The 15,840-nt window shown below is 73.8% G+C and carries 17 protein-coding genes and 1 riboswitch; of the genes, 8 read left to right on the top strand and 9 right to left on the bottom strand.

All coding sequences use genetic code 11. The annotated features are described in order from the left end of the window. Window positions 1–144 precede the first annotated feature (144 nt). The 6 genes from gap to glyA all read left to right on the top strand — a co-directional run bounded on the left by gap (window position 145) and on the right by glyA (window position 5,610). Entirely contained in the window at window positions 145–1,149 is a 1,005-nt protein-coding gene (gene gap / locus SM418_RS33395; protein WP_371945489.1) for a type I glyceraldehyde-3-phosphate dehydrogenase, read from the top strand. A 78-nt stretch (window positions 1,150–1,227) separates the two neighbouring features. Then, the gene (locus tag SM418_RS33390) at window positions 1,228–2,415 is read left to right on the top strand and encodes a phosphoglycerate kinase (RefSeq protein WP_371945490.1); all 1,188 of its coding nucleotides are present in this window, start codon (window positions 1,228–1,230) and stop codon (window positions 2,413–2,415) included. A 3-nt stretch (window positions 2,416–2,418) separates the two neighbouring features. Continuing rightward, a complete protein-coding gene (gene tpiA, locus SM418_RS33385; protein ID WP_371945491.1) occupies window positions 2,419–3,213 on the top strand; it encodes a triose-phosphate isomerase in 795 nt (264 codons plus the stop codon). A 151-nt stretch (window positions 3,214–3,364) separates the two neighbouring features. Beyond that, complete coding sequence (secG, locus tag SM418_RS33380; RefSeq protein ID WP_371945492.1) at window positions 3,365–3,607, top strand: preprotein translocase subunit SecG; 243 nt, start codon at window positions 3,365–3,367, stop codon at window positions 3,605–3,607. Between the two features lie 81 nt (window positions 3,608–3,688). After that, window positions 3,689–4,060, top strand: coding sequence for an RNA polymerase-binding protein RbpA (locus tag SM418_RS33375; protein WP_371945493.1), 372 nt, complete (start codon window positions 3,689–3,691; stop codon window positions 4,058–4,060). A gap of 129 nt (window positions 4,061–4,189) precedes the next feature. After that, window positions 4,190–4,276: riboswitch (ZMP/ZTP riboswitch) on the top strand. Between the two features lie 53 nt (window positions 4,277–4,329). Next, on the top strand, window positions 4,330–5,610 hold the full coding sequence (gene glyA, locus SM418_RS33370) for a serine hydroxymethyltransferase (protein WP_371945494.1): 1,281 nt from the start codon (window positions 4,330–4,332) through the stop codon (window positions 5,608–5,610). On the opposite strand, the gene SM418_RS33365 is transcribed toward glyA, so the two are convergent. Together SM418_RS33365 and SM418_RS33360 are read right to left on the bottom strand one after the other, a co-directional pair. After that, window positions 5,607–6,395, bottom strand: coding sequence for a class I SAM-dependent methyltransferase (locus SM418_RS33365; RefSeq protein ID WP_371945495.1), 789 nt, complete (start codon window positions 6,393–6,395; stop codon window positions 5,607–5,609). The two genes, glyA and SM418_RS33365, sit on opposite strands and share 4 nt — an antisense overlap. After that, complete coding sequence (locus tag SM418_RS33360) at window positions 6,379–7,491, bottom strand: GNAT family N-acetyltransferase (protein WP_371945496.1); 1,113 nt, start codon at window positions 7,489–7,491, stop codon at window positions 6,379–6,381. Before SM418_RS33360 ends, SM418_RS33365 begins: the two co-directional genes overlap by 17 nt. 164 nt (window positions 7,492–7,655) lie before the next feature. Here SM418_RS33360 and SM418_RS33355 point away from each other — a divergent pair, with 164 nt between their 5' ends. Together SM418_RS33355 and SM418_RS33350 are read left to right on the top strand one after the other, a co-directional pair. Beyond that, complete coding sequence (locus tag SM418_RS33355) at window positions 7,656–8,444, top strand: carboxymuconolactone decarboxylase family protein (RefSeq protein ID WP_371945497.1); 789 nt, start codon at window positions 7,656–7,658, stop codon at window positions 8,442–8,444. After that, on the top strand, window positions 8,441–9,064 hold the full coding sequence (locus SM418_RS33350; RefSeq protein WP_371945498.1) for a GNAT family N-acetyltransferase: 624 nt from the start codon (window positions 8,441–8,443) through the stop codon (window positions 9,062–9,064). Before SM418_RS33355 ends, SM418_RS33350 begins: the two co-directional genes overlap by 4 nt. A gap of 28 nt (window positions 9,065–9,092) precedes the next feature. On the opposite strand, the gene SM418_RS33345 is transcribed toward SM418_RS33350, so the two are convergent. The 7 genes from SM418_RS33345 to SM418_RS33315 all read right to left on the bottom strand — a co-directional run bounded on the left by SM418_RS33345 (window position 9,093) and on the right by SM418_RS33315 (window position 15,808). Then, window positions 9,093–9,860, bottom strand: a complete 768-nt coding sequence (locus tag SM418_RS33345; RefSeq protein WP_371945499.1) for an isocitrate lyase/PEP mutase family protein — start codon at window positions 9,858–9,860, stop codon at window positions 9,093–9,095. Further along, window positions 9,857–10,702 (bottom strand): cytochrome P450, encoded by an 846-nt coding sequence (locus SM418_RS33340; protein WP_371945500.1) that lies wholly within the window; start codon window positions 10,700–10,702, stop codon window positions 9,857–9,859. Before SM418_RS33340 ends, SM418_RS33345 begins: the two co-directional genes overlap by 4 nt. 92 nt (window positions 10,703–10,794) lie before the next feature. Then, entirely contained in the window at window positions 10,795–11,526 is a 732-nt protein-coding gene (locus tag SM418_RS33335; protein ID WP_371945501.1) for an aspartate/glutamate racemase family protein, read from the bottom strand. A 34-nt stretch (window positions 11,527–11,560) separates the two neighbouring features. Then, window positions 11,561–12,955 (bottom strand): MmgE/PrpD family protein, encoded by a 1,395-nt coding sequence (locus SM418_RS33330; protein WP_371945502.1) that lies wholly within the window; start codon window positions 12,953–12,955, stop codon window positions 11,561–11,563. Beyond that, window positions 12,952–13,770 (bottom strand): cyclase family protein, encoded by an 819-nt coding sequence (locus SM418_RS33325; RefSeq protein ID WP_371945503.1) that lies wholly within the window; start codon window positions 13,768–13,770, stop codon window positions 12,952–12,954. Before SM418_RS33325 ends, SM418_RS33330 begins: the two co-directional genes overlap by 4 nt. Continuing rightward, window positions 13,767–14,624: an HpcH/HpaI aldolase/citrate lyase family protein gene (locus SM418_RS33320; protein ID WP_371945504.1), complete on the bottom strand. Its 858-nt coding sequence runs from the start codon at window positions 14,622–14,624 to the stop codon at window positions 13,767–13,769. The genes SM418_RS33325 and SM418_RS33320 overlap by 4 nt, the downstream gene beginning before the upstream one ends. Continuing rightward, window positions 14,621–15,808 (bottom strand): CaiB/BaiF CoA transferase family protein, encoded by a 1,188-nt coding sequence (locus SM418_RS33315; RefSeq protein WP_371945505.1) that lies wholly within the window; start codon window positions 15,806–15,808, stop codon window positions 14,621–14,623. The genes SM418_RS33320 and SM418_RS33315 overlap by 4 nt, the downstream gene beginning before the upstream one ends. Window positions 15,809–15,840 lie beyond the last annotated feature (32 nt).

Genomic DNA, 15,840 nt, shown 5'->3' with positions numbered 1-15,840 from the left:
GGCTGAATCACCCGTGAAACCCACACCACCGGTGTCGGGCTACTGCCGAGTCATTGGATAGGGTCGAAGGCGGGGAGAGCCCCGGGATACCGCAGTTGGCAGTCCGGGCGCACCGGGCGACACGACGTGAGGGAGAGCCGTTCCGTGACCATCCGAGTAGGCATCAACGGGTTCGGCCGGATCGGCCGCAACTTCTACCGCGCCGTCAAGGCGAGCGGGGCCGACATCGAGATCGTGGCGGTCAACGACCTGACCGACAACGCCACGCTCGCCCAGTTGCTCAAGTACGACAGCATCCTCGGCCGCTTCCCCGAGGAGGTGCGCGCCACCGCCGACGAGATCGTCGTGGGCGGCAAGGCGATCAAGGCGTTCGCCGAGCGCGACCCCGCCAACCTGAAGTGGAGCGACGTCGGCGCCGACATCGTCGTGGAGTCGACCGGCTTCTTCACCGACGCCACCAAGGCCAAGGTGCACGCCGACAACGGCGCCAAGAAGGTGATCATCTCCGCGCCGGCGAAGAACGAGGACGTCACCCTCGTCCTCGGCGTCAACGACGACCAGTACGACCCGGCCAAGCACACGGTGATCTCCAACGCGTCCTGCACCACCAACTGCCTGGCCCCGCTGGCGAAGGTCCTGCACGACAACTTCGTCATCGAGAAGGGCCTGATGACGACCGTGCACGCCTACACGCAGGACCAGAACCTGCAGGACGCGCCGCACAAGGACCTGCGCCGCGCCCGCGCCGCCGCGCTGAACGTCGTCCCGACCTCCACCGGCGCCGCCAAGGCGATCGGCCTCGTGCTGCCCGAGCTGAAGGGCAAGCTGGACGGCTACGCGCTGCGCGTCCCGGTGCCGACCGGCTCCGCCACCGACCTGACCGTCAACGTGTCCCGCGAGGTCACGGTCGAGGAGGTCAACGAGGCGTTCAAGAAGGCCGCCGAGGGCGCGCTGAAGGGCTACCTCACCTACACCGACGACCCGATCGTCTCCAGCGACATCGTCACCGACCCCGCGTCGTGCATCTACGACTCCGGGCTGACCAAGGTCATCGGCGACCAGGTCAAGGTCGTCGGCTGGTACGACAACGAGTGGGGCTACTCCAACCGCCTCGTCGACCTCGTCAAGCTCGTCGGCTCGCAGCTGTAACCGAAGCCGTCGCCGCCGTGGCCGCGCAGGACGCGCGCGGCCACGGCGCGGCCGTGTACGGAAGGACTTCGCATTCCGATGCGCACCATTGACGACCTCGACGTCGCCGGGAGGCGGGTGCTGGTCCGCGCGGACCTCAACGTCCCGCTGGAGGACGGCCGGATCACCGACGACGGGCGGATCCGGGCCAGCCTCCCGACGATCGAGGCGCTGCGGACCAGGGGCGCCAGGGTCATCGTCTGCGCCCACCTCGGCCGTCCCAAGGGCCAGGTCAAGCCCGAGTTCTCGCTGGCGCCCGTCGCGCGGCGGCTCGGCGAGCTGCTCGGCACGGACGTGACGTTCGCCTCCGACGTCGTCGGCGACTCCGCCCGCGCCGCCGCCGAGGGCCTCGCGGACGGCGGCGTCGCGCTGCTGGAGAACCTGCGCTTCGAGCCGGGCGAGACCAGCAAGGACGACGCCGAGCGCGGCGCGCTGGCCGACCGGCTGGCCGCGCTCGCCGAGATCTACGTCGGCGACGGGTTCGGCGCCGTGCACCGGAAGCACGCCTCCGTCTACGACGTGCCGCGGCGGCTCCCGCACGCCGCCGGCGGGCTGATCGCCGCCGAGGTCGAGGTGCTGAAGCGGCTCACCGAGGACGTCGAGCGCCCCTACGCGGTCGCGCTCGGCGGCTCCAAGGTGTCCGACAAGCTCGGCGTGATCGACAACCTGCTCGGCAAGGCCGACCGCATCCTGATCGGCGGCGGCATGGTGTTCACCTTCCTCAAGGCCCAGGGCCACGAGGTCGGCGAGAGCCTGCTGGAGGAGGACCAGCTCGACACCGTCCGCGACTACCTGCGGCGGGCCGAGGAGACCGGAGTCGAGTTCGTCCTGCCCGTCGACATCGTCGCGGCCACCGCGTTCGCGGCCGACGCCGACCACGCCGTGGTCGCCGCCGACGCGATCCCGGCCGACCGGCTCGGCCTCGACATCGGCCCCGAGTCCGGCAAGCTGTTCGCCTCGCGCCTCGCCGACGCCCGGACGGTGTTCTGGAACGGCCCCATGGGCGTGTTCGAGATGGAGCCGTACTCGCACGGCACCCGCGCGGTCGCGCAGGGCCTCATCGACTCCGGCGCGTTCACCGTGGTCGGCGGCGGCGACTCGGCCGCGGCCGTCCGCCGGCTCGGCTTCGACGAGGCCGCCTTCTCCCACATCTCGACCGGCGGCGGCGCCAGCCTCGAATACCTCGAAGGCAAGACGCTGCCCGGCCTGCAGGCTCTGGAGGACTGACCGATGGCCCCCGCTACCCCTTCCCGCAAGCCGCTGATGGCCGGCAACTGGAAGATGAACAACAACCACCTCGAGGCGATCGCGCTCGTCCAGAAGATGGCGTTCGCGCTCAAGGAGCCCGACTTCGACGCCGTCGACGTCGCCGTCATCCCGCCGTTCACCGCGATCCGCTCCGTGCAGACGCTGATCGACGCCGACCGGCTCGCCATCCAGTACGGCGCGCAGGACGTCTCCCAGCACGCCTCCGGCGCCTACACCGGCGAGATCTCCGCGGCGATGCTCGCCAAGCTCGGCTGCACCTACGCCGTGGTCGGGCACTCCGAGCGCCGCCAGTACCACGCGGAGGACGACGCGGTCGTCAACGCCAAGGCCAGGGCCGCGCTCGCCGCCGACCTCACCCCGATCCTGTGCGTGGGCGAGGGCCTGGAGGTCCGCAAGGCGGGCGAGCACGTCGCGCACTGCCTCGCGCAGCTCGACGGCGGCCTGGAGAAGATCACGGCCGACCAGGCGCGGCGCACCGTGATCGCCTACGAGCCCGTCTGGGCCATCGGCACCGGCGAGGTCGCCACCCCGCAGGACGCGCAGGAGGTGTGCGCCGCGATCCGGACGCGGCTCGCCGACCTGTACGACGGCGGAGTGGCCGACGAAGCGCGTATTCTGTACGGCGGTTCGGTCAAGGGCGGGAACATCGCCAAGCTCATGGCGCAGGACGACGTGGACGGCGCTCTGGTCGGCGGTGCCAGCCTGGACCCGGGAGAGTTCGTCAAAATCTGCCGGTACCGGGATCTCCCCGTCTGATCAAAACTGATCAATTCTGCTTGAACTGGGGGTTCTTGCCGAACCAGCGGGTAGTTCGTCGTACCCTTCGTAGCTGACGGGTAAACCGCCCGGCGCGCCCCTCCGTCCCGACCAACAGACACCGACCCACAGACAAAGGCGCTGAAGAATCGTGATCATCGCAACGTCCATCGTGCTCATCGTCGCGAGCCTGCTGATGGTGGTCCTCGTCCTGATGCACAAGGGCAAGGGCGGCGGGCTGTCGGACATGTTCGGCGGCGGAGTCTCGTCGTCCCTGGGCGGGTCGTCCGTGGTCGAGCGCAACCTCGACCGGCTGACGATCGGCGTCGGGGTGCTGTGGTTCGCCTCGATCGTCGTGCTGGGGCTGCTGTTCAAGCACAAGGGCGTCGGCTGAGCCACCCGTCCGAAACATGCGATCGCCGCGCCGTCCCAGGAGGTCACGGGCGGCGGCGGAACACCGAGCGAGGAGTTATCCGTGGGTAGTGGCAACGCGATTCGGGGCAGCCGTGTCGGGGCCGGTCCGATGGGAGAGGCGGAGCGCGGCGACGCCGCCCCCCGTGTCTGGGTGACCTTCTACTGCGCCAACCGGCACGAGACCCGCCCCAGCTTCGCGACGGACGTCGCGGTCCCCGAGACCTGGGACTGCCCGCGCTGCGGGTTCCCCGCCGGCCAGGACTCGGAGAACCCCCCGGCCCCGCCGAAGACCGAGCCCTACAAGACGCACCTGGCCTACGTGAAGGAGCGCCGCAGCGACGAGGACGGCGAGGCCATCCTCGAGGAGGCGCTCGCCAAGCTCCGCCAGAAGCGCGCCGCGGTGAAGAAGGCCATGGAGGCCGCGGCCCGCTGACCCTGATCTTCGCGCAGGCGGCGTACGGCCCGGCCCCGACGAGGGCCGGGCCGTACGCGGTTCGGGAGCGGGTCGTCCCCCCGTGCGGTGTCGCAGGCGGCCGCCGCTCCTCGCGGCCGGCCGGTATGATGGCGCGCACGTGACTGGCGCAGTCGAGGTGGAGTTGACCACCGGGGAGCGAAACTAGTCCGCACGCCGCGCGCCTGGGTGTACGGGTCCCCTTCGCCGGGGCGCCCGAAGTCCCGGCGCGAGCAGCGCGGAGGCTCACGATGCACGCACCGCCCGTCCCCCATCTGCACGACCAGGACCCCGAGATCGCCGGGCTGGTGGAGGCCGAGGCCCGCCGCCAGTACGAGAAGCTGCGGCTGATCGCCTCCGAGAACTACGTGTCGCCGGCGGTCCTGGAGGCCACCGGCTCGGTGCTGACGAACAAGTACTCCGAGGGCTACGCGGGCAAGCGGTACTACGAGGGCCAGCAGAACGTCGATCCGATCGAGCTGCTGGCGATCCGGCGGGCGAAGGAGGTGTTCGGCGCCGAGCACGCCAACGTCCAGCCGTACTCGGGGGCGCCCGCGAACCTCGCCGTCTACATGGCGTTCCTGGAGCCGGGCGACCCGGTCATGGGGCTGTCGCTGCCGATGGGCGGGCACCTCACGCACGGCTGGTCGGTGTCGGCCACCGGCAGATGGTTCCGGCCCGTCCGCTACGACGTGCGCGCCGACACCGGCCGCGTCGACATGGACCAGGTGCGCGACCTCGCGCTGCGGGAGCGGCCGAAGCTGATCTGGTGCGGCGGCACCGCGATCCCGCGCACGATCGACTTCCCCGCGTTCGCGGAGATCGCGCGGGAGGCGGGCGCGGTGCTCGCCGCCGACGTCGCGCACATCGCCGGCCTGATCGCGGGCGGCGCCCACCCGTCCCCGATCGGGCACGCGGACGTGGTCACCACGACGACGCACAAGACGCTGCGCGGCCCGCGCGGCGCCATGATCCTGTCGACGGCCGAGCACGCGAAGGCGATCGACAGGGCGGTCTTCCCCGGGCTGCAGGGCGGCCCGCACGACCACACGACCGCGGCGATCGCCGTCGCGCTGAAGGAGGCGGCCCGGCCGGACTTCTCCCGGTACGCCCGGCAGATCGTCGCGAACGCGAAGGTGCTGGCCGCCGCGCTGACCGACCGCGGCTACGACCTGGTCACCGGCGGCACCGACAACCACCTCATCCTGATCGACCTGACGAACAAGGGCGTCGCGGGCAAGCCCGCCGCGCAGGCCCTCGACCGCGCGGGGATCGAGCTGAACTACAACGCCGTACCGTTCGACCCGCGCAAGCCGTTCGACCCGTCCGGGCTGCGGATCGGCACCGCCGCGATCACCACCCGCGGGCTCTGCGAGGAGTGGATGCCGCAGGTGGCGGCGTGGATCGACGAGGTCGTGCAGGCCGCCGCCAGGCAGGAGGAGGCGGTCGTCGAACGCGTCGCGGGCCAGATCCGGGAACTGCTGGCGTCCTACCCGATGCCCGGCTGGGCGCCCGCGCCCGAGGGCCGCTAGGTCCGGGCGCCGCGCAGGATCGTGATCATGCGCCAGGCTTCGGGATCGGTGAGCGGCACGGCGTCCTCGCCGGTCCCGAAGTCGCCGTACTGCGCCACCACGTCGAGGCCGCCGGCGAGGCGGAGCGCGGCGTCCAGTTCGGTGGCCGTCCAGAAGCGGTAGGGGACGACGTCGCGCACGACCCGCGTGCGGTCCCCTTCCGTGATCGTCATCGTGACGTGGTCGTCGGCGATCTGCGTGACCGGGTCGAGCCGGTCGGACGGCTCGCCCCACCGCACGCTCGCCCGGACGCCGCCGCGCTCGACCGTCCAGCCGGTGCTGACGCTCGGCTCGTCGCCGAGCCGGTCCCGAGGGTGCGACATCTCCAGGATGTAGAGGCCGCCGGGGGACAGGTGCGCGGCGACGCGGCGCAGGTGCGCGACGAACGCGTCCAGCGTCATGAGGTGGGACGTGGAGTCGAGCATCGTCACCACGAGGTCGAACCGGCGACCCAGGTCGAACCGGGTCATGTCGTCCTGGACGACTTCGATGCCGGCGCCGATGCCGGCGCCGGCCCGGGCGGCGTAGGCGCACATCTCCGGGTTCAGGTCGAGCGCCGTCGCGGCCAGGCCGCGGCGCGCGAACTCGCGGGCGTGCTCGGCCGGCCCGGCGGCCAGCTCCAGCACCGACGCGGGCTTCACGCCCCGCTCGGCGCACCAGCCGAGCAGGACCTCCACCTCGGCGGCCACGTCGCGGAACGAGCACGCCAGCTCGTACGCCCAGGGATCGTCATAGATGCCGGTCACCCGGCCATCCTGCCAGCGCCTCCGGCCAGGCGGGACGGCCGCCGGGCCGCAGCCTGATCTCCAGGACCGCGGTGTCGTCGGTGCGCCGCGTCCGGCCGCCGAACGAGGTGAGCAGCCGCCGCATCCGGACGTTGTCGCTCAGCACCGTCGCGCGCAGCTCCACCAGGCCGCGGTCGCGCGCCACCGCCAGCAGCAGTTCGGTGAGCCCGCGGCCGAGCCCGCGCCCCTGCCAGGCGTCCTCCACCAGGAACGCCACCTCCGCGACGCCCGGGTCGAGGACGTGGATGAGGTGCGCCAGTGCGATCAGCGACCCGTCCGCGCCCTCGGCGACCAGCGTCAGGCCGTGCGCGGGGTCGCAGAACCGCTCGATCGTCCGCCGCGGCGGGAAGGGCTTCGGGCTGAAGTACCGCAGCCTGCGGCTGTCGAGCGAGCAGCGCTCGTGCATCGCCCGGACCGCGTCCGCGTCGCGCCGGTCGATCGGCCGGGCGACCACCTGCGTGCCGTCGCTGAGCGTCATCCGGCGGCGGGCGGCGCGGCGCGGCGCGGCGGGCAGCACGGCCCGCACCAGCGCGTCCGCGCGCGCGGCCTCGGTCGCGGTGAACGGCAGGCCGTACCTGCGCAGCCGGACGCGGCGGCCGCGCACCGGGACGTCGAGGACGCGCCTGTCCGGTTCGCCTGCATCCGGTTCGCCTGCATCCGGTTCGCCTGCATCCGGTTCGTCCGCATCCGGCGCGCCGGCCCAGCCCGCCTCGTCGGCGCGCAGCAGCTCGCCCAGGACCTCGGGCAGGGCGTGCGGCTCGGCCCGCAGCCGGGCCACGAGGACGAGGGCGCGGGTCGGCTCGTCCACCAGTTCGTGCGGGCGCGCGGGAAGGACGGCGGTGCGGGCCCCGCCCGCAGCGCCGAGCGTCTCGGCGAGGGCCCGCGCGTCGGCGCCGCCGCGCGGGACGTCGACGATGAACTCGTCCACCACCCCTTCGGCGTCCATCTGGACGGAGAGGCCGAGGATGTTGGCGCCGCGCCGGCCCAGCGCGGCGGTGAGCAGGGCCAGGCGGCCGGGCCTGTCCTCTATCTCGGTGCGGATGCGGAACAGCGGCATGGAACGTTCCTCTCGGGGGGCGGGCGGCCCCGTTCGTGCCGGGTGCGGTCGACGGTCAGGCTCCCCGACGCGTGTTACGCGACCGCTACGTCACCGTGTGCCGGGGGTTTCACATTCCGGACCGGGGGTTGAGCCGTCCGCGCCGACCGCCTAGCGTGCGGTAAGTGATCGACCCCGTGAGCGGTGAGCGCGTCAACGATCGACCCCGGCGCGACCCGTCCTCCACCAGGCTGCCGCTGCTGCTCCCCGGCATGCTCAGCGACGAGCAGCGGGCCGTGTACGAGGCGGTGACGGGCGGCCCCCGCGCTGCCGGCCGCACCCCGCCGTTCGGGCTCGCCGACGACGTCGGGCGGCTCCACGGCCCGTTCAACGCCATGCTCTACAGCCCGTCCGTCGGGCTGCCCCTGCAGGACCTCGGCGCCGCGCTGCGCTTCCGGACGGCGTTCACCAAACGGGAGCGGGAGATCGCCACGCTGGTCGTCGCCGCGCACGTCCGCTCCGACTACGAGTGGTACGCGCACGAGCGGATCGGCCGCCGCCACGGTCTCGCCGAAGCGGAGACGGACGCGCTGCGGGAGGGCCGCGCGCCCATGTTCGGCGACGTCCGCGAGCGCGTCGTCTACGAGGCGGCCCGGCAGCTCGCCGCCGAGGACGACCTCGCCGACGCCGTGTTCACCGAGGCGGTCGCGACGCTCGGCCGCGCCGCCGTCGTCGAGCTCGTCACGCTCGTCGGCTACTACAAGGCGGTCGCGCTGCAGCTCCGCGTGTTCCGGGTGGGCGTCCCGGACGGCGAGGAGCCCCCCGAATGGCCCGCCGACGACCCGGCGGAGCCGGGCATGGACGCCCCTTTCGGCACCGGGCGTGGACGCCCCGGCGGAGCCGGGCATGAACACCCCGGCGGAGCCGGGCATGAACACCCCGGCGGAGCCGGGCATGAATGGGGCAGGGGATGAGCGAGGTGCTGCGCACGGTGCGGCTCGCGCTGCACCCGGTGTCGATGCGCGACCACCGCGCGCTGCTGACGCACTGGACGGGGCCGCTCGTCCGCCGCCATCTCTTCGACGACCGGATGGTCACGCCGGTCCAGGTCAGCGAGATCATCGAAGCGAGCGAGCGGGATTTCGCGACCGAGGGCTACGGGCTGTGGGCGCTGCGCCCGGCACGCTGGTCCGCCGGGATCGACGCCGCCGGTACAGACGCCGCCCGTACAGACGCCGCCGGGTCCGCGCCGGGGGAACCGCTGATCGGCGTCGCCGGGCTCAGCCACCACGAGGGGCCGCTCGGCCACGGCGTGGACGTCGAGATCCTCTACAGCCTGGACCCGGACCACTGGGGGCGGGGCCTGGCCGCCGAGGCGTCCCGCGCGGTGCTCGACTACGCGTTCGGGGTGGTCGGCGTGCACCGGATCACCGCCGAGATCGACATGGCCAACGGGGCGTCGGCGGAGATCGCGCTGCAGCTCGGGATGCGGCGGTGGCGGGACGGTCCGGCCGGCCCCGACGGCGCCGCCTACTACGCCGCGGACCGCTCCCGCTGGATCGGCTCCCGCCGGATCATCGACGCGGTCTCCTAGCCCGCGCCGGCGCGCCTCGCCGACCGGATCACCGGTCACCGACGAGCCGCTGGACGTCCCCGTACGAGGGCGCCGGACGGCTGCCGTCCTCCCCGGTGACGTCGAGGGCCGCGGCGACGGTCGCCTGCAGCGCCGTGCGGAACAGCAGCGACCCGGTGCTCACCCGGTGCACGCCCAGCCGCGCGAGCCGCGAATACTCGGTCCTGCCCGGCAGGTACAGGACGTTCAGCGGCACGCCCGCCGCCTCCAGCACGGCCCGGATGTCGGCGTCCTCCACGATGCCGGGCACGAAGACCCCGTCCGCCCCGGCCGCCGCGAAGGCGCGCGCCCGCCGCAGTGTCTCCTCCCGGTCGGGGACGCCCAGCCAGAACGTGTCGGTGCGGGCATTGAGGAAGACGCCGGGCGCGGCCCGCTTCACGGCGGCGATCACCGCCGTCTGGTGGTCGAGGGGCGCGAGCGTCCCGTCGGGCCGCCCGTCCTCCAGGTTGATCCCGGCGATCCCGAGCGAGGCCAGTTCGGCGACGAGCCCGGCCACATCGGCGGCCCGGTCCGAGAACCCGCCCTCGACGTCGACGGTGACCGGCACGGGCAGCCGCGACAGGGCACGGGCGAGGGCGAGGGTCTCCTCCCGCGTGCCGCCGGTCGCGTCGGGCTTCCCGGCCGCCGCCGCGACGCCGAGGCTCGTCGTCCCGATCGCGGGGAACCCCGCCTGAACCAGCGCGGCCCCGCTCGCGAAGTCCCAGGCGTTCGGCAGCACCAGCGGCCGGTCCCGGAAGTGCAGGTCTCTGAATCTCACCGGACACCCTCCGCTCCGTGCAGAATCCCCTCGATCGCGCCACCGGCCAGGTGCAGTGCATGGCCGGCGCCGGGACAGGGCCGCCGGCCCGCCCCGAAGGTCAGGTGACCGCGTTCCCGCCGCCCGGGATCGAAACGATCCGGATCCTCGAACACGGCGGGATCCCGGTTGGCCGCCCGCAGATCCAGCGTGACGACGGCGCCCCGGGGGATCGCCCGGCCGTCCAGGCGGGCGTCCTCGACGGCGACGCGGCGCATCGCCGGCACGGGCGGGTCGAACCGCAGGACCTCGGCGACGACGTCCTCGACCGGCCGGGCCCGCGACTCCGGCCGCCGCGCGTACGGCAGGGCCGTGCGCACCAGCGCCGCCGTCGCCTCGTACGCCTGCAGGAGGACGGCGATGCGGCCCGCGACCACCTCGTCCGGACCGGGCCCGAGGAGCCGGACGAGCACCGCGACGGCCGCGTCGGCACCGTCGCGCCCCTGGCCGGTCAGGTACCCGGACGCGGCGGCGGGCACGGCTTCCGTCAGGGCGTCCAGGTCGGTGACGCCGAGGGCCTCGCCGAGCACGCGGCACGGAACCTCGGCCGGCGCGCCGCCGGCCCGCACGAGGTCGCGAGCACGGCGGCGCGATCGCGCGGGGTCGAGGGCGTCCAGCGCGTCCACCACGATGGCGCGGCGGCGCTCGTGCTCGGTGCCCTCGCTGAACCGGCACACCGTCCGCCGGAGCCAGGCGAGCGACGCGGGCGGCCCGCCGGCGGCGGGCGGGACGGCGAACCGGGCGTCGCGCAGGACGGCGACGACGGCCGCGTACCGATCGATGACAACGTCGGTGTTCTCCATGTCCCCGAATCTAGGGACGGTTTATTTCACCGCCGGTCGAAGCGTCGGCCGCCAGGCGTGGAGGACGCCGTGCCCGGTCGGGGCGCGGCGGCTCAGGGAGTGGGGGCGGGGCCGCCGCGCCAGGCGGGGACGGGGCGGCGGCCCACGGCGACGTCGAAGGCGGCGCGGGCCAGCAGGCGGGTGGAGTCGAGCGTGGGCAGCGGCGAGACGTCGGGTGTGACCAGGAGCGGGATCTCGGTGCACACCAGCGCGACGGCGTCGCAGCCGCGTTCGGCGAGCCGGTCGATGATCCGGACGTACTCGCGGCGCGACTCCTCGGTGAAGACGCCGTTGACCAGCTCGTCGAAGATGATCCGGTTGACGGTCTCCCGGTCGGCGGGCGCGGGGACCTCGGCGGCGATGCCGCGTGCGGCCAGCTCGCGCGGGTAGACGGGGCCGTCCATGGTGTAGCGGGTGCCGAGGACGCCGACGCGCGTCCGGCCGTCGGCGGCGGCCCGGCCGGCGACGACCTGGGCGATGTGCAGGCCGGGCAGCGGCAGGTCGCCGCCCGGCCTTTCGAGGGCCATGTGCGCGGTGTTGTCCGGGCACACGAAGAAGTCGGCGCCCGCCGCCGCGAGCCGCCGGACGCTCTCGGCCAGGATCGCCCTGATCGAGTCGTGGTCGCCGGCGTCCCACGCGGGCATGCTGCGCGCCAGCGCGATGAGGTCGAGCGTCACGTCCGGATGGTCGTCCGGGCCCAGCTCGCGGAAGCCCTCCTGGCAGAAGGTCCGGAAGCAGAGCGCGGCGCCTTCCGCGCTGTGGGCGAGGATGCCGAGATGTCTCATGGCGTCCGACCCTACGATGATCTTCCGGTTCCCCCTAGCCGAGCAGGGACGTCAGCGTACTCAGGTCCTCCAGGTCGGCCAGGCCGTAGACGAGGCCGGTGATCCGCTCGGCCTGGGACTCGGCGGCGCGGCGGGCGGCGTTCAGGCGGAACTTCGTCGCCAGCTCGTCGGCCGACAGCGGGTTGCCGGGGCCGCCCCGGTTGGCGTCCACCCGTTCCTCCAGGACGGCGCCGTCGCGGGTGCGGACGCGCAGGACGGCCGGGAACTGGTGCGGGAAGATCTCGTCGCAGCGGGCGTCGGGGACGCAGTGGACCTTCGCGGCCAGCGCCAGCCGGTCGGGGTCGGCGGCGGCCTCGTCGGTGAAGTCCTCGTGGAAGACGCCGAGGCCGCCCCCGCCGAGCATGGCCGCCGCGACCGTGTAGGGGCCGGAGAACGCGGCGTGGTACCCGGACTTGGGGCGGATCTTGTCCTCGTGCGGCTCGCCGATCGTCCGCAGGACGGGAGTCGGCGCGCCCAGTTCGATCGACTCGATGCCGGCCGGGTCCAGCCCGCGGGCGCGCAGGCGCAGCGCGGCGTCGATCCCGGCGTGCGTGAAGTGGTTGCACGGGTACGGCTTGAAGAAGATGCCGGGGAGTTCCCAGTGCTCGCCGAGGCCGGAGGTGAGGGCGTCCAGCTCGACCTGGTCGCCGCAGAACGCCTGGAGGAACCCGAAGCGTCCCTCGAGGACGGTCGGCGGGCCGGTGATCCCGGTCCGGGCGAGCCCGGCGGCGGTGACGGCGGCGTGCGCGGCCCAGCCGCAGTGGATCCGCTTGACCGTGCCGCCCGTGCGGTTGGCCTCCAGGATGCCCGAGCCCATGCTGGCGGCGATGCCCATGGCGTCGGCGATGCCGTCGGCGTCCAGGCCGGACAGCATGGCGGCGGACGCGGCGGCGCCGACCGTCCCGCAGATCGCCGTGGCGTGCTGCCCGCGCTCGAAGAACACCGAGTTGCCGAGTTCGCGGTCGTACCCGGCCATGCCGAGCCGCACGGTGATCTCGACGCCGACGCCCACCGCGTCCAGCAGCCGGGCCCCGGTCGCGCCGCGGGCCTCGGCCACGGCCAGTGCGGCGGGCACCACCGAGGCCGACGGGTGCAGGACGGACGGCAGGTGCGTGTCGTCGAAGTCGAGCGAATGGGCGAGCGTCCCGTTCAGGAGGGCGGCGCTCGGCTCGGGCAGGCGCGTCCCGGCGCCGATCGCGGTGGCGCGGCCCTCGCCGCCCCATTCGGCGACGAGCGCCCCGACGGCGCGGGCGGGCGCCTCCCCGGTCGCGGCCAGGCTGTTGCCGAGGACGTCCAGGACGCGGCGGGCGGCGTCGGCGCGCAGTTCCGGCGGCAGCCCGCGGGAGGCGGTGGAGGCGGCGAGGTCGGCGAGCCGCTGGACGGGCGTCATGCCGTCACCGCCGCGAGCGGGCGGACGGGGGAGCCGGTGCCGCCCTTGATCCGCAGCGGGGCCAGCACGAACACGAACTCGTGCAGCCCGGCCTCGGCGAGCGCCTCCAGGTTCAGGTGCTCCAGGATGAAGATGCCCGAGTCGACCAGCAGGATGCGGTGCACGGGCAGGACGGCGTGCCCGGCCCCCTGCGGGATCTGCTCGTAGGCGGTCGTGTCGGCGCCCGTCGCGACGATGCCCCGCTCGGCCAGCCAGCGCCCGGCGTCCGGGGTCGCGCCTGGGACGCCGGTCTCCTTGCCGAGGTAGGCGGTCGTGTCGCCGAAGTTGCGGGACCAGCCGGTGCGGATCAGCGCCACGTCGCCTTCGCCGGGTTCCGTGCCCGCGCGCTTGGCGGCGAGTTCCAGGTCCTCGACGGTGATGCCGTAACCGGGCGGCAAGATGTCCACCTCGTGCACGGCCGCCACGTCCAGCAGGACGCCCCGGCAGAGCAGGCCCGGAAGGTTCTCCGCCCCGTGCTGGGTGAAGACGCCGCCGTGCTGGGCCTCGGCGGCCGAGACGCCGCCGTGCAGTTCCCCGTCCTGGCTGACGTGGGACAGCGCGTCGATGTGCGTGCCGACGTGCCCGCCGGTCACGATGATCTCGTTCGCGGCGGACCCGCCGTCCGGGCGCTCCATGTCGCCGTGCCGCCGGATCAGCGTCATCCGGAACCCGGGGTGGTTGGGGGAGCAGGGCATGCCGGTGAAGAACGGCTGGCCCAGCTCGATCAGCCGGACGCCGCCGGCGACGGCCGCGAGCAGCGGATCCTGCGTGGTCATTTGTGGCCTTCCTTGACGGGGCGGGCGGCGGACTCGGCGGCTTCGAGCAGCCATGCGGCGCGCTCGACGACGGCCTTGTCGACGAACCGGCCGGACGAGTCGATCCATGCGGCGTCGCCGCGTTCGGCGAGCCGGCTCATGAGGTCGCGCGCCCACGCGACGTCGTCCGGGTCGGGCACGGACGCCTCGTGGACGACGGGGATCTGCGCGGGGTGGATCACCGACCGGCCGAAGAACCCGGCCCGCCGTCCCGCGACGGTGTCGGCGCGGAGCCCGTCCAGGTCGCGGACGGCCGTCCACACGCTCTGCGGCGGGGAGGGGAGCCCGGCGGCGCGCGCCGCGACCACGACCCGGGAGCGCGGCCACGCCAGCGCCTCGCCGCCCGCCCGCAGGTCGGCGGCGAGGTCCGCCTCGCCGAGCGAGATCCCGGCGACCAGCGGGTGCGCGGTCGCGAGCAGCAGGGCGTTCTCGACGCCGAGCGCCGACTCCAGGATCGGGAACACCGGCACGCCGAGCGTGTCGGCGACGCGGCGCAGCTCGCCCGGGTCTTCGCACTTGGGTACCCGTACCCCGGCGGGGGCGGCAGGCGCGGTCGCGAGCAGCGCGATGTCGTCGGCGCCCTCCGCGGTGGCGGGCGGGTTGATCCGCACGTAGGCGGGGGTCCTCCCGGTGTCCTTCCCCGCGTCCTTCGCGGCGGCAAGCGCGTCCAGGACGTTGCGGCGGGCGTCCGGCTTGGCGGCCGGCGCGACGGCGTCCTCCAGGTCGAGGACGACCGCGTCGGCGTCCGAGGCGAGCGCCTTGCCGATCCGGTCCGGCCGGTCGCCCGGCACGTACAGCCAGGACCGGGGCGTCACTTGACCACCCCCTTGGCGCGCAGGTCGGCCAGCCCGGCCTCGTCCACCCCGTAGCGGGCGAGGATCTCGGCGGTGTGCGCGCCGAGCGGCGGCCCGGCCGACTCGATCCGCCCCGGCGTCCCCGACAGCCGGAACAGGACGTTCTGCATCTTCACCGGGCCGAGTTCGTCGTCGGGGACGGTCGCGATGGTGCCGAGGGCCTCGAACTGCGGGTCGGTCATGACGTCGGCGGCGGTGTAGATCGGCGCGACGGCCGCCTGCGCCTCCTCGAACGCCTTGACGACCTCCTCGCGGTCGCGCGCGGCGATCCAGGATCCGACCGCCCCGTCCAGCACGTCGGCGTGCTTCGCGCGTTCCGCGCCGGTCGCGAACCAGGGCTCGTCGATCAGCTCGGGCCGGCCGACCAGCCGCATCACCCGCTCGGCGATCGACTGGGCGCTGGTGGAGATCGCGACCCAGCCGCCGTCGCGGGTGCGGTAGGTGTTGCGGGGCGCGTTGTTGTGCGAGCGGTTGCCGGTGCGCGCCTGCAGCTCGCCGAGCTGGTCGTAGGTGATGATCTGCGGGCCGAGCAGCGTCAGGATCGGCTCGATGATGGCGAGGTCGACCACCTGCCCCTCGCCGGTCGCCTCCCGCGCGCGCAGCGCCGTCATCACCGCGAAAGCGGTGGTCAGCGCGGCGATCCCGTCGGCGAGGCCGAACGGCGGCAGGGTCGGCGGGCCGTCCGGCTCGCCGGTGATCGCGGCGAACCCGCTCATCGCCTCGGCGAGCGTCCCGAACCCGGGCCGCTTGGCGTACGGGCCGATCTGCCCGAACCCGGTGACCCGCGCGAGGACGAGCCGCGGGTTGATCTTCTTGAGCTCGTCGTAGCCGAGGCCCCAGCGCTCCAGCGTCCCGGGCCGGAAGTTCTCGATCACCACGTCGGCGTCGGCGACGAGGCGGCGGAACAGGTCCTGCCCCTCGGGCGAGCCGAGGTAGAGCGTCATGGCCTTCTTGTTCCGGCCGAGCATCTTCCACCAGAGGCCGACGCCGTCGCGCTGCGCGCCGTGGCTGCGCACCGGGTCGCCCTTCGGGTGCTCGATCTTGATGACCTCCGCCCCGAAGTCGGCGAGCAGCGTCGCGGCGAGCGGGCCGGCGAACAGCGTGGCCGTGTCGAGGACCCGGACCCCGGACAGTGCGTCGGTCATGGACGGTACCGCCTTCACGGACGATCGTTCCG

Source organism: Actinomadura chokoriensis (assembly GCF_041463665.1).
GTDB classification, from domain to species: Bacteria; Actinomycetota; Actinomycetes; order Streptosporangiales; family Streptosporangiaceae; genus Spirillospora; species Spirillospora chokoriensis_A.
Note: the sequence above shows the minus strand (reverse complement) of the source record. Positions and strands in the feature narration are given on the sequence as shown.

Coding starts and splice junctions, on each gene's coding strand:
- SM418_RS33390 (WP_371945490.1), top strand. CDS start 1,228: ATGCGCACCATTGACGACCTCGACGTCGCCGGGAGGCGGGTGCTGGTC.
- tpiA (WP_371945491.1), top strand. CDS start 2,419: ATGGCCCCCGCTACCCCTTCCCGCAAGCCGCTGATGGCCGGCAACTGG.
- glyA (WP_371945494.1), top strand. CDS start 4,330: ATGCACGCACCGCCCGTCCCCCATCTGCACGACCAGGACCCCGAGATC.
- SM418_RS33360 (WP_371945496.1), bottom strand. CDS start 7,491: ATGCCGCTGTTCCGCATCCGCACCGAGATAGAGGACAGGCCCGGCCGC.
- SM418_RS33350 (WP_371945498.1), top strand. CDS start 8,441: ATGAGCGAGGTGCTGCGCACGGTGCGGCTCGCGCTGCACCCGGTGTCG.
- SM418_RS33340 (WP_371945500.1), bottom strand. CDS start 10,702: ATGGAGAACACCGACGTTGTCATCGATCGGTACGCGGCCGTCGTCGCC.
- SM418_RS33335 (WP_371945501.1), bottom strand. CDS start 11,526: ATGAGACATCTCGGCATCCTCGCCCACAGCGCGGAAGGCGCCGCGCTC.
- SM418_RS33330 (WP_371945502.1), bottom strand. CDS start 12,955: ATGACGCCCGTCCAGCGGCTCGCCGACCTCGCCGCCTCCACCGCCTCC.
- SM418_RS33325 (WP_371945503.1), bottom strand. CDS start 13,770: ATGACCACGCAGGATCCGCTGCTCGCGGCCGTCGCCGGCGGCGTCCGG.
- SM418_RS33315 (WP_371945505.1), bottom strand. CDS start 15,808: ATGACCGACGCACTGTCCGGGGTCCGGGTCCTCGACACGGCCACGCTG.